Annotated in this window: 15 protein-coding genes and 1 pseudogene; 4 read left to right on the forward strand and 12 right to left on the reverse strand. The window is 38.2% G+C overall.

From position 1 onward, the window contains the following. On the reverse strand, nt 1-999 hold a 999-nt coding region (locus H529_RS0108820; RefSeq protein WP_022856137.1), incomplete at its 3' end, for an FAD-dependent oxidoreductase. Nucleotides 1,000-1,283: 284 nt separating this feature from the next. Here H529_RS0108820 and proC point away from each other — a divergent pair. Next, nucleotides 1,284-2,099, forward strand: coding sequence for a pyrroline-5-carboxylate reductase (proC, locus tag H529_RS0108825; RefSeq protein WP_022856138.1), 816 nt, complete (start codon nt 1,284-1,286; stop codon nt 2,097-2,099). Here proC and H529_RS0108830 read toward each other — a convergent pair. From H529_RS0108830 to H529_RS0108855, 6 genes are read right to left on the reverse strand one after another with little or no spacing between them, the layout of a single operon-like run. Then, nucleotides 2,092-3,171: a serine hydrolase domain-containing protein gene (locus tag H529_RS0108830; protein ID WP_028843163.1), complete on the reverse strand. Its 1,080-nt coding sequence runs from the start codon at nt 3,169-3,171 to the stop codon at nt 2,092-2,094. The genes proC and H529_RS0108830 overlap by 8 nt on opposite strands. Further along, complete coding sequence (locus tag H529_RS0108835; RefSeq protein ID WP_028843164.1) at nt 3,146-3,418, reverse strand: lipopolysaccharide assembly protein LapA domain-containing protein; 273 nt, start codon at nt 3,416-3,418, stop codon at nt 3,146-3,148. Before H529_RS0108835 ends, H529_RS0108830 begins: the two co-directional genes overlap by 26 nt. Next, a complete protein-coding gene (hslO, locus tag H529_RS0108840) occupies nt 3,408-4,280 on the reverse strand; it encodes an Hsp33 family molecular chaperone HslO (protein WP_022856139.1) in 873 nt (290 codons plus the stop codon). Before hslO ends, H529_RS0108835 begins: the two co-directional genes overlap by 11 nt. Beyond that, a complete protein-coding gene (locus tag H529_RS0108845; RefSeq protein WP_022856140.1) occupies nt 4,264-5,139 on the reverse strand; it encodes a dihydroorotate dehydrogenase in 876 nt (291 codons plus the stop codon). Before H529_RS0108845 ends, hslO begins: the two co-directional genes overlap by 17 nt. Continuing rightward, nucleotides 5,123-5,899: a dihydroorotate dehydrogenase electron transfer subunit gene (locus H529_RS0108850; RefSeq protein ID WP_022856141.1), complete on the reverse strand. Its 777-nt coding sequence runs from the start codon at nt 5,897-5,899 to the stop codon at nt 5,123-5,125. The genes H529_RS0108845 and H529_RS0108850 overlap by 17 nt, the downstream gene beginning before the upstream one ends. A gap of 1 nt (nt 5,900) precedes the next feature. Further along, entirely contained in the window at nt 5,901-6,608 is a 708-nt protein-coding gene (locus H529_RS0108855) for a YkgJ family cysteine cluster protein (RefSeq protein ID WP_022856142.1), read from the reverse strand. A 262-nt stretch (nt 6,609-6,870) separates the two neighbouring features. On the opposite strand from H529_RS0108855, the gene H529_RS11345 reads away from it, so the two are divergent. Genes H529_RS11345 through H529_RS0108870 form a run of 3 tightly spaced genes read left to right on the forward strand, consistent with a single transcriptional unit; the run spans nt 6,871 to nt 9,908 of the window. Continuing rightward, nucleotides 6,871-8,481 carry a C40 family peptidase gene (locus H529_RS11345; RefSeq protein ID WP_022856143.1) on the forward strand — a complete coding sequence of 537 codons (1,611 nt, stop codon included), beginning with the start codon at nt 6,871-6,873 and terminating at the stop codon, nt 8,479-8,481. A 41-nt stretch (nt 8,482-8,522) separates the two neighbouring features. Next, on the forward strand, nt 8,523-8,900 hold the full coding sequence (locus H529_RS0108865) for a hypothetical protein (RefSeq protein WP_022856144.1): 378 nt from the start codon (nt 8,523-8,525) through the stop codon (nt 8,898-8,900). 21 nt (nt 8,901-8,921) lie between these two features. After that, nucleotides 8,922-9,908: a KpsF/GutQ family sugar-phosphate isomerase gene (locus H529_RS0108870; protein ID WP_022856145.1), complete on the forward strand. Its 987-nt coding sequence runs from the start codon at nt 8,922-8,924 to the stop codon at nt 9,906-9,908. Here the strand turns inward: H529_RS0108870 and tmk are convergent. The 5 genes and pseudogenes from tmk to H529_RS11910 form a co-directional block, all read right to left on the reverse strand. Continuing rightward, nucleotides 9,876-11,054: a dTMP kinase gene (gene tmk / locus H529_RS11350; RefSeq protein WP_022856146.1), complete on the reverse strand. Its 1,179-nt coding sequence runs from the start codon at nt 11,052-11,054 to the stop codon at nt 9,876-9,878. The genes H529_RS0108870 and tmk overlap by 33 nt on opposite strands. Before the next feature lie 6 nt (nt 11,055-11,060). Beyond that, nucleotides 11,061-11,684 carry a Smr/MutS family protein gene (locus H529_RS11355; protein ID WP_022856147.1) on the reverse strand — a complete coding sequence of 208 codons (624 nt, stop codon included), beginning with the start codon at nt 11,682-11,684 and terminating at the stop codon, nt 11,061-11,063. 5 nt (nt 11,685-11,689) lie between these two features. Further along, a complete protein-coding gene (locus tag H529_RS10780) occupies nt 11,690-12,037 on the reverse strand; it encodes an alanine-zipper protein (protein WP_022856148.1) in 348 nt (115 codons plus the stop codon). A gap of 29 nt (nt 12,038-12,066) precedes the next feature. Next, a complete protein-coding gene (locus H529_RS0108890; RefSeq protein ID WP_022856149.1) occupies nt 12,067-13,497 on the reverse strand; it encodes an RtcB family protein in 1,431 nt (476 codons plus the stop codon). Nucleotides 13,498-13,686: 189 nt separating this feature from the next. After that, nucleotides 13,687-14,002 (reverse strand): annotated as a pseudogene (locus H529_RS11910) (hypothetical protein); the annotation flags it as partial.

Raw genomic sequence — 14,002 nt, forward strand, 5'->3', positions numbered from 1 at the left:
AAACTCATCCTTGTCCTCATAGTTGATCGCCCCTGCCGGACAACCCTCTATGTTCTTGTTAGGTATACCTTTCTGACAGATCTGACAGGCTGTCTTGCCTGTCTTCCTTAAAGTCTTAAAATACAAACAGTTGTCTGCGTCTATCACCGCCTTCTTAGGCACTGCCTGTGGAAACTCAATATAAATAGCCGGTCTCTTATCCAAACCAAGGTTAAACTCGTTTGGAGCCCTTGAAGGACAAATGTTCATACAGTGACCACAACCTGTACACTTATCCCAGTCTACATATCTGGCTTTTTTCCTGATGGTAACCTCAAAGTTTCCTACATAACCCTTAACATCCTCTACCTCAGCATAGGTGATAAGTTCGATGTTAGGATGCTGGACAACCTCAACCATCTTCGGGGTTAAGATACAAGCTGAACAGTCCATCGTAGGAAAGGTCTTGTCAAGTTTAGCCATAACACCGCCGATAGAAGGCTGTTTTTCTACCAGATAAACCTTTAAACCTATCGTTGCCAGGTCTAAAGCAGCAAAGATACCTGCGATCCCACCTCCTACCACCAAAACCGACTTTTCTGCATCCTGAAAGCGGTCTTCTAAAGGCTCTGCCAACCTTACCTTAGCCACCGCACTGGCAAGAAGCCTTTTAGCCTTTTTGGTAGCCCCCTCTTTATCATGCCAGTGAGCCCAGCTATCCTGGTCTCTGATGTTAGCCATCTCACAAAAATATTTGTTTAAACCAGTTGACTCAACAGCTGCCCTAAAGATAGGCTCATGAGTCCTTGGAGTACAAGCAGCAACCACAACCCTGTCAACCAGCCCTTCTTTAATATCATTCTTGATCAACTCTTGCCCAGGGTCAGAACACATAAACTGATAGTCCCTCACAACCACTACATCAGGTAAAGTCTTAGCAAACTCTACTACTTCCTGGATATTAACCGCACCCTTAATGTTTTCTCCACAATGACATACATATACACCTACCTTAGGCATTTTACCCCTCCTTTTGATAATAGTATTATTTTTAAGTTAAGTTTTTATTACAATTTCAATACTAAGTCAAATAGATTTTTTCAATATAAAATATACGTTTTATTTGCAATAAGTAATAAAAATTTATATTTAAAAAATAAATAAAATTTGTCTTGATATATTAAATTTTGTCAATAAAAAATATATTTTGAATAAGTTAGCCCTTTTACGGTTTCATCTTTACAGAAAAATTTTTGGTGTTTATAATAGATTCCAAACAAAAGACCAAAGCGGAGGAAGGATAGATGGCTACGATAGGTTTTATCGGCGGGGGGATGATGGCAGAGGCTATCATCAAAGGATTGTTAGACAAAGGACTTTTTAGCCCAGAAAACATTTTAGTTTCTGAACCAGTGGCAGAAAGACGCGAATACCTGAGCTCTACCTATAAAGTCCACACCGTAGACCAAAATGAAAAGGTTTTAAAAGGTTGTGCGAAAATAATTTTGGCGGTAAAACCCCAGGTAATGAAAAAAGTTTTGGAAGAGATAAAAGAACATATCGATATAGAAAAGCATCTTTTAATTACCATCGCCGCAGGACTTCCAATCAGTTTTTACGAAAAAATATTACCTCGAGGGACAAGACTCATCAGGGTTATGCCTAATACCTGTGCCATCGTGCATAAAAGCATAAGTGCTTTAACCAAGGGAAGTTTTGCTACTGAAGAAGACTTAACCTCGGCAGAAAAGCTTTTTTCTGCCATAGGTGAAACGGTGGTGGTAGGAGAAGAGCTGATCGATGCAGTAACCGCTCTTTCAGGAAGTGGACCTGCTTATGTAGCTTTGTTTATAGAGTCTTTGATAGACGGAGGGGTAAGAGCAGGTTTGCCAAGGCCTCTGGCAGAAAAGCTGGCCCTGGCAACTGTTGTAGGCTCGGTAGAAATGATGAAAAAACTAAAAAAGAACCCCTATGAAATCAAAGCCATGGTAACCTCTCCTGCCGGAACCACCATAACCGCTTTAGAGGTTTTTTACCAAAAGGGATTTCCTGGAACAGTAATCGAGGCCATATATAAGGCTTACCTAAGAAGTAAAGAACTAAGCGAAGCTTTCAGTTAAGGGCTTCCATAACCTGTTGATGAAAATAATGCCTAAAATCCCTTATTTTTAGGTTGTCCCTGGTAGGATGCACCCTGTTTGACAAAAGTACGATGATAATTCCCTGGTCAAAGTCTATCAAAAAGGAGGTCCCGGTAAAACCGGTGTGTCTCAAAGTATTAGGAGAAATTTTATCCTTCAAAATTTCTTTTTCCTTAGGATTGGGCAACATAAAACCTAAGGCATATTCAGAATTTTTTTCCCTAAAATTTACAAAAGTTCTTAAATGCTCAGAAAAAACCGATTCCTCTTGTTGATAAGCCTTTAGCAAAAATTCTAAAACATCAAGAACTCCGTAGATGTTACCAAATAGCCCTGCTACCCCAGAAACCCCACCCAAAGCCCGGGTGTTTTCGTCTTCAACAACTCCTCTCAATAGTTTTTTACCCCAGGGGCAAACAGAGGTAGGGGCTATATATTCCTGGTCTATTCCTTTTTTTAGAGGATTAAAACCTATAAAAGACTTTTTTCCTAAAGAGATTCTTTTTTTAGCCTGTTCAAAGATTTTTTCTAAAGGCTCTCCAGATAGACTTTCTAAGAGATAGGTTAACATAAAGTAACCAAGGTCTGAATATAAGCTTTTCTCTCCGGGAGTATATTCTAAAGGCATTTCTTCTATTTTTTTTATTATATATTCCAAGGGCTTTTCTGGTTTTTTGTCTAAAATTTCTTGATAAAAAGGATGCCATGCTTTGAGACCTGAGGTATGGTTGAAAAATCGATAAACAGGAATTTCAGAAAGAGGAGTTTTAAGGTCCAGGTAATTTTTTACAGGAGAATAGAGGTCTAATGCCTTAGAGTTTTTAGCTAAACAATTTAAAAATCCCAACACCAAGGCTAAAGGCTTGGTAAGGGAGGCAAGGTCAAAGATGGTGTTTTCTTCTACAGGTTCGGTATATGGGGTTAAAGCCTGATAACCAGCCCCAACTATGTATCGCCTCTGTTGATAGTAAACCCCTGCAACTGCACCTGGGAAAACCTCTTTTTTTACCCCTTCGTTTAAAAGCTCAAAGAGTCTGTTCAGGATTTTCATGTTTTTCTTCAACCTTTTTCTGCAGTTTTCTTATCTCAAGTTTTAGCTTTATCATCTGGGTAATCGAAACCATTATTCCAAAAAGAACTCCTAAAATAAAACTTATGATGATAACTAAGGCTAAAGGGATGTTTTCCAAAGTAACCCCAGGGAAAATATGTAGATTAACCTTTGGGTCTATGTTAAAAACTACAAAGAAAACCAACAACAATATCAAAACCAACCAGAGTATCAACCTAAGAAACATCCATAACCTCCTTTAAAAGTTCTTTAATTCTATCTAACGAAATCTCATAGGTCTTTTTACAAAATTCACAGGTTACTGACACTGGCTTTCCTTCTTTCAAAAAGGCCTCAAGCTCTTCTCTTCCCATGGCTATCAAAGCCTCTTCCACCTTTTTTTCAGAACAGGTACATCTCCAGGCTAAAGGCCTTTTTTCTAATATTTGAAGGTTTGGAAAAATCATCTGTAAGATCTCTTCTGGGGTTTTACCTGAAGATAAAAGTGAAGTAACAGGGGGAAAATCTTTAAGTTTAGCCTCTATTTCTTCTAATTCAGACTCGGTTGCCTCTGGCAGTTTTTGTACCAAAAAACCCCCTGCAGCAAGGATGGTTCCGTCTCTATCAACCAAAACCCCCAGACTTACTGCAGATGGTATTTGTTCAGAAACAGTTAAATAATAAGCTAAATCTTCGGCAATCTCTCCTGAAATCAGTTCTACAGACCCATAATAAGGCTCTTTCAACCCTAAATCTTTTACCACAGAGATGAATCCTTTTTTTCCAACCGCAAGCCCAACAGGAAGTTTATGGTTGATAGGATCTATATAAACGTGAGGATTTTGTACCGTTCCTCTTAAAAATCCCTGATAATCACCTTCTGCTAAGATTTCACCAATTGGGCCATCTCCCTTAATCTGCAAAAGAACCTTACCTATCTTCAGGTCAGCAGAAAGCAAAGCTACCCCTGCTAAAGCCCTACCCAACGCAGCTGAAGCCACAGGGCTCAAACCCTGCAAACAACGGGCTTCCTCTACTATCTCTTTACAACAAACCGCATAGACCCTAAAATTTTTATCTACAGGTAACCCTCTAACCAAATAAGCCATGTTTCTTTTTTAGCTCCTCCATCTCTTGGATTATTTTTACGGCAGAAGTAGGGTCTATCAAGTTGGCAACCCCTATTTGAAAGGCTTTAGCACCGCAAACCAAGTATTCTAAGGCATCCTTTCCAGAAAGAATACCTCCGCTACCTATGATAGGAAGTTCAACCTTTTGGGCAAGTTCGTATACCAACCTTAGGGTCAAAGGTTTTATGGCAGGACCTGAGAGCCCTCCTTTGATAACCTTTAAAGGTGCTAAACCTATCACCCCTAAAGCAGGATAAGTATTGGCTACTACTAAAGCATCTACCCCTTCTTTTTCACAGATTTCGGCTATTTCATAAACTGGACCTACAGGAGAAAGCTTTACTGCTAAAAACCTTTCCCAAACCTTTCTGACCTCTTTTACCAGGGTTTTAACCCCCTTTGGGTCAGAGGAAAAGGCTATACCACCCTTCTTAACGTTAGGGCATGAGATGTTAAGCTCTATACCATCTACCTTTTCTTCCTTAAAACCTTCAGCAAGGGCTACAAAGTCTTCTATCTCTTCTCCATGAAGATTAATGATAAGTGGCACTTTATAAGAGAGAAGCTTGGGAAGATAGTCTCTTTTAAAGACCTCTAAACCCGGGTTTTCAAGCCCTATGGAATTGATCAATCCACAAGGAGTTTCATAAAGACGAGGAGGAGGATTGCCTTTCTTAGGAAAACGAGAGATTCCTTTAGAAACAAAAGCACCTATGTTAGATTTAATTTCTTCCTTAGTAAGATAGAGGTCTAAGTTTTCTCCAAGGCCCCAGGTACCTGAAGCCAGCATAAGAGGTGTTTTAAGTTCGAGATTCCTGATTTTAAGATAGGGCCTCAAAGTCAATCTCCTCTGCCAAAAGAGTAGGGCCCTCTATACAAAGATGGGCATAATTTCCGTTTTTAAGCGGAATTACACAGCCTTTACAAAAACCTGTACCACAAGAAAGAAAGGTTTCCATAGTAAGATAGGCCTTTACCCCAAAACTTTGGGCTATTTTTGCTACTGCTTTTAACATAGGCAAAGGACCACAGGCAAGCACGTCTACCTTGTTTTTTTCTAAATACTTTATCAAAGGTTCGGTAATCAACCCTTTATAGCCTTGTGAGCCGTCTTCTGTGGCTATCTCTACCTTAGTACCGATACCCTCTAAAAAGGGATAACAAACCAGGTCTTCTGCTGTACGAGCCCCATAAAAAATTTTCTTGGGTAACACATAGGGATGGGTTTTTCTTTTTATGCTTTCTAAAAGATAGATAAAACCTGCTATTCCTATGCCTCCTGCACAGATTACATAGTTTTCAAGCTTAGGAAAGGGTTTCCCAAGGGGACCTAAAAACTCAATCTTATTTCCTGGTTGAACCAAAGACAAAGCTTTGGTCCCTTTTCCCACTACCTGGTAAAGCACGTAAAAACTATTCTTTTTTACATCATGTATGGTAAAAGGCCTGGGAATAAGAGGGTCAATCCTTTCGTTAATTTTGATTTTGACAAATTGCCCTGGGTTAAAACTAAAGATTATATCTAAATCTGTTTTTACCCTCAAAAGATAAACGTTCTGAGAAAGAGGAAGGTTTTTTATAACCTCGCCTTGATACATGTTAAAAAATTTCCTCTAAAAAGGAAAGAGATTTTTTGTCTCTAAATTTTTCTCTTAGTTCTTGTAAAACCTCTCTAAAACTTTTTCCTTCTGTTACATGGGTCCGATAAAGTGTGCCTACCCAGGACCTAAGGTCTTTTTCCTCAGGGAGGACGGGTAACTCGTCTACATCTACGTTAGAAAGAAGATAAGGAGGCACTTCCTCTACTTGTCCCTCCTTATAATCCTTTAAAAACTTTAAAAGATCAAAAAGATTCCCATAAAGCCCCCCAATGTCTATATTTTCAGCTAACTGTAAAGCAAGAGTCCCAACATAAAACAAAAAAGGAGGCAAAGATGCCTCTCCCTGTTCACAGCTTTTGGTTGAAGCCATTATCCTGCACATAAGAGGTCGATAAGGATAAACAATACAAAGTCCTTTTTCGTCTAAAAAAGGACACGTAGACAAATGAGGGGGATAATCCTCTAAAGGGGGCTCTGTACCTTGAAGATAGCAAAGGAGGGTCTGGTTATGGGTAATCTTTGGCCTTGGATAATTTTGGAGATGTGAGACCCTGGTTAAAACCTCAGGACTAATCTTTTCTAACAGATGGTAAGCCTCTAAAGAAGTAGCATAAATACGCTGTGTGCAGCAAAGGTTACAACCTGGCTTACAGAAAAGATCCCAGGCTTGATAGGTGTTTTCTAAGTGTTCATAAAGTTTTTTCAATAATTCTAATTTGGTAGCAACCTCAAAATCTAAGAAGACGTTAATCTTTAGAACCTCCTAATCTATTTATTTTTAATTTTATACAGATTTTGTTAAAACACAACTACTCGACAACCTAAAAAAAGCTTAAAAAAGATAAAAAAAATAATTTTTACGCTTTTAAAACCCAAAAATCTTTAAAAAGAACTTTTTTTAAAATTTTACTTGACTTTTGCCAATTTTTTGGTATTTTTCTTATAAAATCTTTTAAAAAATCTTTGCCATGTCAAAACAGTACAAATCTAAAATATTTCAAAATCCTTTTTTAGCCATATTATGGATCGTTTGTTGTTTTTTTCTTTTTGGTGCCTATCAAGTTGATGCAAAAACCAAAACTACCTCTAAAAAACCTTCAAAAACTAAAAAAGTAGCCTTGGTAAAAACTCCCAAAACTTCTAATAAAGTCATTACCTATAAAGTCCAAAAAGGAGACACCCTTTACGGCATTGCCAAAAAGTTTGGGATCTCGGTAGAAGACCTTAAAAGAATTAATCAGCTTAAAAATCATCAATTAAAACCTGGACAAACCCTAAAGATTGTTGCTACCCAACCTATCTCAGAAGCAAAAACCGCTCCTTCCTCAAAAAACTTAATACAAACCTCGTTACCCGAAGGCCCTTCAGTTTATGTAGTAAAAAAGGGAGACACCCTTTTTAACATCGCTAAAAAGTTTGGAGTCTCGGTAAAAGAACTAAAAAGAATAAACCAGCTATCAGACCATTCTTTAAAGGTAGGACAATCGTTGATAGTAAAAATTCCTTCTAACAAACCTATAGAATTTTCAGAACAAAAAACTGTAGAAAGTTCCCAACAAAAGGTTTCACAAAAAGTGGATTCACAACCACCACAGATTATCTCCCCAGAGGTTGACTCACCAAGGGTTATCTCAACTGAGGTTGTCTCTGTTACTCCCAAGAAGGTAGGACAAAAAGAGAAAATTCAATGGATAACCTATAAGATAAAAAAGGGAGACACCCTTTTTAGAATCGCTAAAAAGTTTGGGGTCTCGGTAGAAAAACTAAAAAGAATTAATCATCTAAGTCCTACTAAATTAAGAGTAGGCAAGGTAATTAAGGTAAAAGAAAAAAGGGTTTTAGTCCAAGAAAAAGTTACCCTACCCAAGATAGAAGCTCCTTCAGGCACAGGGTTTATCTGGCATAAGGTTAAAGAAGGAGAAACTTTATACAACATCTCCTTAAGGTATGGAATACCTATTGAGGATATCAAAAAACTAAACAACCTTGAAGACAACGTAATCTTTGTGGGGCAGGCCTTAAAGATCCCCACCTATGATGATGAACCTTTTGTGTTAGAAAACCCTGCGGTTGCCTTTCAAGAAAAAACAAAATCTCACAGCTTTTCTGATTTCTTTTTAAACAGATCTTTCTTAGACCATGAGGATGAAAAACGATTGCAAGACAAGTTTATTGAGATAGCCAAACAATATAAAGATTATCGTTATAAGTTCGGAGGTAATGGCAACGGATATATGGACTGTTCTATGTTTGTAAAAAAGGTTTTTGAGAGTTTAGGAATAAAACTTCCGAGAACATCAAGAGAACAGTTTTGGATAGGGGTTTCCGTGTCTAAAGATGAACTTATTCCCGGAGATTTACTATTCTTTGGTAAAAACAGAAGGCCAGAGAGTATAAATCATGTGGGTATCTACATAGGGAACAATCGTTTTATGCATTTTTCCTCTAGTAAAAAGGGGCTTGCTGTAGATTCCTTAGACAGCAACTATTTCAGAAAACGGTTCGTTGGGGCCAAAAGGGTACTTAAAAACTCTGTCTTGTTCAACCTTTCCTCTTTTTCTGAAGATATAGGGTCTTAAACCAGGTTGCATTTTTAAGGATTTGTTTTACATTAAAACTCATGGAGAATCAAGACAAATTAATCAGTCTTGAAGATTGGATAGACCTTTTTTGGCAATTTCAAGAAGAAGACATAAAATATTTTCAAAACCTTGTATCTAACCAAAGGTCGTTTGAACCTGAAGAGATCTTGAAAAACATAAAAGAACGGGTCAATATGCGAAAAGTTTTTTATCAGTTTTACAAACACCTTTCGAAAAAAGATTTTTCTTCAGATCCCTCAGGAGAAATAGAACAAAAACTGAGTGCTCTTTTCTACCGAGAAGAAATGATTACTAGGATGATAAATAAAGTTTTAGAACTTCTTTCTACAATGGTAGGGATCGAAGAACAAAAAATACTTTTTGAAGTCCCGATAAACCCTCCTGTTTTTCATTAAAAATTCCCTTGAGGTTTAGGCATGTTAAAAGAAAGAGAGCTTTTAGAAAAAGCTAAAAGTGTGTTAGAAACTGAAAAATTAGGGATAGAAGAAGTTATAAAGAATCTTGATAGCTCCTTTGTAAAAGCGGTAGATATCATCTTACAAACTAAAGGAAGGGTAGTAGTTACAGGGGTAGGAAAAAGTGGTCTTATAGGAAGGAAAATTGCGGCTACCCTTTCTTCTACCGGAACTCCGGCTTTCTTTCTTCATCCTGTAGAGGCTTTACATGGAGACCTTGGGATGGTAACCCCTGAAGATGTGGTCCTTGCCCTTTCTTATTCAGGGAATACCCTTGAGGTTTGTGAGTTAGTTGCCATACTAAAAAAAAGAAACATAAAAATAATAAGCATTACAGGAAATTTAGATAGCCGGTTAGCCCAGCTTTCAGACGTGGTGATTAACGGAAGGGTACCCAAAGAGGCTTGTCCCTTTAACTTAGCTCCTACCACCAGCACTACCGCTTGTTTAGCCTTAGGTGATGCTTTGGCTATTTGCCTGTTTGAAATCAAAGGATTAGGGTCTGAAGATTTCAGAAAAAATCATCCTGGTGGTTCTTTAGGGGAAAGGCTTAAGGTTAAGGTTAAAGAAATAATGCTTACCGGTGAAAACATTCCTAAAGTATTACAAGGTACCTTTTTAAAGGAAGCCATAAAAGAAATAGATCAAAAAAGGCTGGGATGCGTGTTAATCGTAAATAAATTTAATGCTCTTACAGGTATCATCACCGACGGAGATTTAAGAAGGATTTTTTTAAAGTATGGCTCTATAGATAATCTTAAAGTAGAAGAAGTAATGACCAAAAACCCTAAAACCATACAAGAAAATGCCTTAGCTTACGAAGCCTTAGAAATGATGGAAAAACATCTGATCACGGTTTTACCGGTTGTAGATTTTGACAGAAAACTTACCGGAATTTTACATCTTCACGACATTTTAGGAAAGGGAACTTTTAAATTTACGGTGTAAAATTTCTATCAAACGATTTATGGTTTCCTCTAAAGATCTTGTAGCATTTAATTTTACGTGATTAAACCAAGGAAGAATTTTTAAGTAGTTTTCTCTTACTTTGGTTAAAAACTCGGTTTTTTCAAAAAACGTAAGGGTGTCTCTGGTAGAGTTAAGCCTCTTTAAGGCCTCATCTATCGTTAGGTCTAAGTAAACTACCAAATCTGGTAAAGGAGCGATGGTCTCGTTTTCTATAAAAAGGCTTTTTAAGTCAAACCCTTGAGCTCCTTGATAAGATAAAGTAGAAAGATAATATCTGTCTAAAACTATCCAGGCCCCTTCCTTAAGCTTAGGTAAAATAAAATTTTTTACGTTCCATTCCCGGTCTTTCAAAAAAAGTTGTTTAATCTCTAACGGATGTGCCTCTCTTTGTTGCAGCTTTTCGCGTAAAACTTTACCATAAGGGCCTTGAGGAGTTGGTTCGCACCCCCAAAAAACTGAAACTCCCTGATCCTCTAAAGCCTTTACCAAAAGCTTACTAATGGTGGTTTTACCTGCTCCATCTATTCCCTCAAAAACTATCAACTTACCCTTTCTTTTGAACTCTACTTTTAGTCTTTCTTCCAAAAAGTCCCGGTTGTCAGGGGTTACTTCACACCTTAAAGCTGGTTCAAAGGAAAAAACCTTTTTTAAAAAAGGAGTTTCCCCTTTACCTACAGTTGCAAGTAAAAAACAAGAAGAACCTAAGACCTTTTCTATAAAATCACAAAAACTTTTCGATAAAACCTCCATCTTTCCCACTTCGTCTATAACCCAAAAAACCTGAGCCCCGTCTATCAAATCTTTCTTATACTCTTCCAGAAGTGTTTCTAACCCCTCTAAAAACACCGCATATTTTCCTACAGTATGGTAAGTGTTTATAGACTCTGAGGGATTAACAAGGTCTTTTCTTTTGGCAAGGAGAAATTCTTTAGAAAGAAAAGGATCGATGATTTTAAAACCTTTTCTCTTGCTGTTTTCTCTGATTTCTTTGGTAAAAAAACCTCTTATTTTAAACGGAAGGTTTATTTCTGATAAATATTTAGTCAACTTTTCGACTAAGGTAGTTTTGCCTACTCCAGGGTCACCGGTGACAAAAAGTTTTGACCTTGGACCTTGTAAAAACATGAAACACTACGACTTTTTAGACTTTTTGATAGGTTTTGAAGATAAGAGGACGTAGGTTGCCCCTAACCCTCCATCACAAGGTCTGGCAGAACAAAAAGCCATAACATATTTTCTAAAAGGTCCCCTTTCAAGCCATTCTTTAACCTTGGTTTTAAGCACCGGCTCTTTTTTAGAAGAAAGGCCTCTTCCGTGGATGATAAGCACGCAATTATCACCGTTTATAATGGCCTCCCTCAAAAACTCTTCGAACGCGATTTTGGCCTCCTCTACAAACATCCCTCTCAAGTTTAAGGTTTTTTTAACAGAAAACCTTCCTTCTCTTAATTCATACACTAAACTTTTGTAAGTCTTGGAAAAACCACCTTCTATGTATTCTGAAGTGAGCCAAACCTTAAGGTCTATTCTTTTAGGAGGCCAATCCTTTTTAAGGTCCCAGAATGGTTTTTTAGGAGTAAAAAACCAAAGAAAGTTTTTTTTCTTAAGAGGTTTGGCCTTTTTAACTACCTCAGACCAGTCCCTTTCCTCGCAAAAAGAGGGTTTTTCCAAAAGCAAGGGATCGTTTAACTTTAACTTTTTTCGGGGAATACTTATACCCAAGTATTCCCCGAGTGCTTCAAAAGGACGCTGCATAAAGCTTATTTTTTCAATCCTTTTTCAAAAACTCTTTCGCATTTTTTAGCAGCTGCTTCCGCCTTTTGTGCAGCCTCTTCAGCTTTGTTTGCAGCTTCTATTGCTTTTTGAGAAGCTTGCTTGGCCTCTGCTGTATCAACCTTGAGGTTGTCAACCTGAGACTTAAGACTTTCTACCTGAAGCTTTAAAGCTTTTAACTCATCCTCTACCTTCTTTACACACTCTGGACAAGCTGGTGGTTGTGGTGCAGGTTGAGCTACTGCCTTCTCTGGAGCTTCGATAGGGCAACTACAACCAAAAGCTAACAACCCAGCAGAAACGATACCTAAAAACTTAACCCATCTCTTTTTCATCGCTTACCCCCCCTTTTTTGAGTGATTTTTTAGCCTTTAATACAACCTATAGGTATTAACTTGGCTACCTTTTTGGTAAGACCTGCCTTACAGGTAGCCTCTATTACCTCGTTAACATCCTTATAAGCCTCTGGTGCTTCCTCACACAACCCTTTTTTAGACTTAGCCATTACTATAATGCCCTTTTTCCTCAAGTTTTCTATTATTTGGTCTGCCCTAAAAGTTTTAATAGCTTGATTTCTACTCATCGTCCTTCCTGCTCCATGACAGGCAGAACCAAAGGCTTTTTCCTCTCCCTCTTCGGTACCAACCAAAATGTAGGAAGCAGTTCCCATAGAACCACCGATAATCACAGGCTGACCTACCTTTTGATAGTCCTTAGGCAATTCTTTTCTTCCTGGACCCCAAGCTCTCGTAGCTCCTTTACGATGGACATAAAGTTTTTTTAGTTTACCGTTTATCAGATGGTGCTCCACTTTACAGGTATTATGACTAACATCATAAAGTACTTTAAGGAATATCCCTGGGAATATTTCTTGAAAAACCTCTCTTACTAAATGGGTAATCACCTGACGGTTGGCTAAAGCACAGTTTATCCCGCAAACCATGGCTTTAAAATAGCTTTCTCCTTCAGGAGAGTTGATAGGGGCACAAACCAACTCTTTTTCTTTGATAGGGATACCATATTTCCTTGCAGCCTTGGCTAAAACAGGAAGATAATCGGTAGCGATTTGATGCCCCAAAGCCCGAGAACCACAATGAAAGGTAACTACCACCTGGTTTTTAAAAAGACCAAACACCTCAGCTACTTCCTGATTATAGATCTCAGAGACATATTGAATCTCTAAATAATGATTCCCTGAGCCTAAGGTCCCTATTTGTCTGTGTTGTCTCTTTTTGGCTTCCATAGACACAAAGCTGGGGTCAGCTCCAGGCATACAACCTTTTTCCTCTATATACTCCAAATCTTCTGGAATCCCATACCCCTTTTTTACCGCCCACTTAGCCCCTTCAACTAAGACCTCATCTAATTGAGAGGGGGAAAGCTTTATAGTTCCCTCCGAACCTACCCCTGAAGGAACGGTTTCAAAAAGCATCTTTACCAAGGTTTCTAAATGAGGGATTACCTCATTTTTTTCTAACGGAGTAAGAAGGGTTCTAACCCCACAGGAAATATCGTATCCCACCCCACCGACAGAGATGATACCTCCTTCTTCAGGGTCAAAGGCAGCGACTCCTCCGATAGGGAACCCATATCCCCAATGAGCATCTGGCATGGCAATAGAAGCCCTCACTATGCCAGGAAGACTTGCTACATTACAGACCTGCTCATAGACCTTTTCATCCATTTCTTCCACCAACTTTTGACTGGCAAAAATTTTCCCAGGGACTTTCATATCACCTACAGGAGGAATTTCCCATTCGTATTCTGAAACTCTTTTTAACTTCTTAAGCTCCATACTCTCGAACTACCAAAAAAGATTTTGGTGTCAAATTTTACATATTTTTTATTTTAAAACTTACAAGTACAAAAGTCAAGACAACTGATTAGAACCTAAAATTACCGATAGAAATTTATATCTTTCATTTTTTCCTATTTTTCAATCTATCTAAACGATTTAATAAATAATTTTATGCCTTTACCTGGTTCAAACAAAGGGTACAGCACCTGGCAAGATACAAGCAAAAAAAACAGACAGCCAATATGACTTACAAAGGATTTTGTGGATATATAGTGAGATGCCCCCATATACGAGACTGTTATTATGAGAGAGTCTTTTAATTATATGCCCCCATCTTGAGACACCTTTTATGATCACCCTGCAAAACTCCTTTGACCTAAACTCAGGCCCATCGTCTCGCCTAAAAATCCTTGGTGGCCCATACACCTCACAAAGCCTGTCCAAATACTCAGCAACGGTCCTCCCAGTTAGTGAATAATCAACTACCGACTCAAAAGCCCTC

Origin of the sequence: Thermodesulfobacterium thermophilum DSM 1276, assembly GCF_000421605.1 — a bacterium.
Lineage (GTDB): Bacteria > Desulfobacterota > Thermodesulfobacteria > Thermodesulfobacteriales > Thermodesulfobacteriaceae > Thermodesulfobacterium > Thermodesulfobacterium thermophilum.

Bases quoted from the DNA above. Each gene is read 5' to 3' on its own strand.
- tmk (WP_022856146.1), bottom strand. From the start codon at position 11,054: ATGTTTTTACAAGGTCCAAGGTCAAAACTTTTTGTCACCGGTGACCCT.
- H529_RS0108850 (WP_022856141.1), bottom strand. From the start codon at position 5,899: ATGTATCAAGGCGAGGTTATAAAAAACCTTCCTCTTTCTCAGAACGTT.
- H529_RS0108865 (WP_022856144.1), top strand. From the start codon at position 8,523: ATGGAGAATCAAGACAAATTAATCAGTCTTGAAGATTGGATAGACCTT.
- H529_RS0108890 (WP_022856149.1), bottom strand. From the start codon at position 13,497: ATGGAGCTTAAGAAGTTAAAAAGAGTTTCAGAATACGAATGGGAAATT.
- H529_RS0108830 (WP_028843163.1), bottom strand. From the start codon at position 3,171: ATGAAAATCCTGAACAGACTCTTTGAGCTTTTAAACGAAGGGGTAAAA.
- H529_RS0108870 (WP_022856145.1), top strand. From the start codon at position 8,922: ATGTTAAAAGAAAGAGAGCTTTTAGAAAAAGCTAAAAGTGTGTTAGAA.
- H529_RS10780 (WP_022856148.1), bottom strand. From the start codon at position 12,037: ATGAAAAAGAGATGGGTTAAGTTTTTAGGTATCGTTTCTGCTGGGTTG.
- hslO (WP_022856139.1), bottom strand. From the start codon at position 4,280: ATGGCTTATTTGGTTAGAGGGTTACCTGTAGATAAAAATTTTAGGGTC.
- proC (WP_022856138.1), top strand. From the start codon at position 1,284: ATGGCTACGATAGGTTTTATCGGCGGGGGGATGATGGCAGAGGCTATC.
- H529_RS11345 (WP_022856143.1), top strand. From the start codon at position 6,871: ATGTCAAAACAGTACAAATCTAAAATATTTCAAAATCCTTTTTTAGCC.
- H529_RS11355 (WP_022856147.1), bottom strand. From the start codon at position 11,684: ATGCAGCGTCCTTTTGAAGCACTCGGGGAATACTTGGGTATAAGTATT.
- H529_RS0108835 (WP_028843164.1), bottom strand. From the start codon at position 3,418: ATGTTTCTTAGGTTGATACTCTGGTTGGTTTTGATATTGTTGTTGGTT.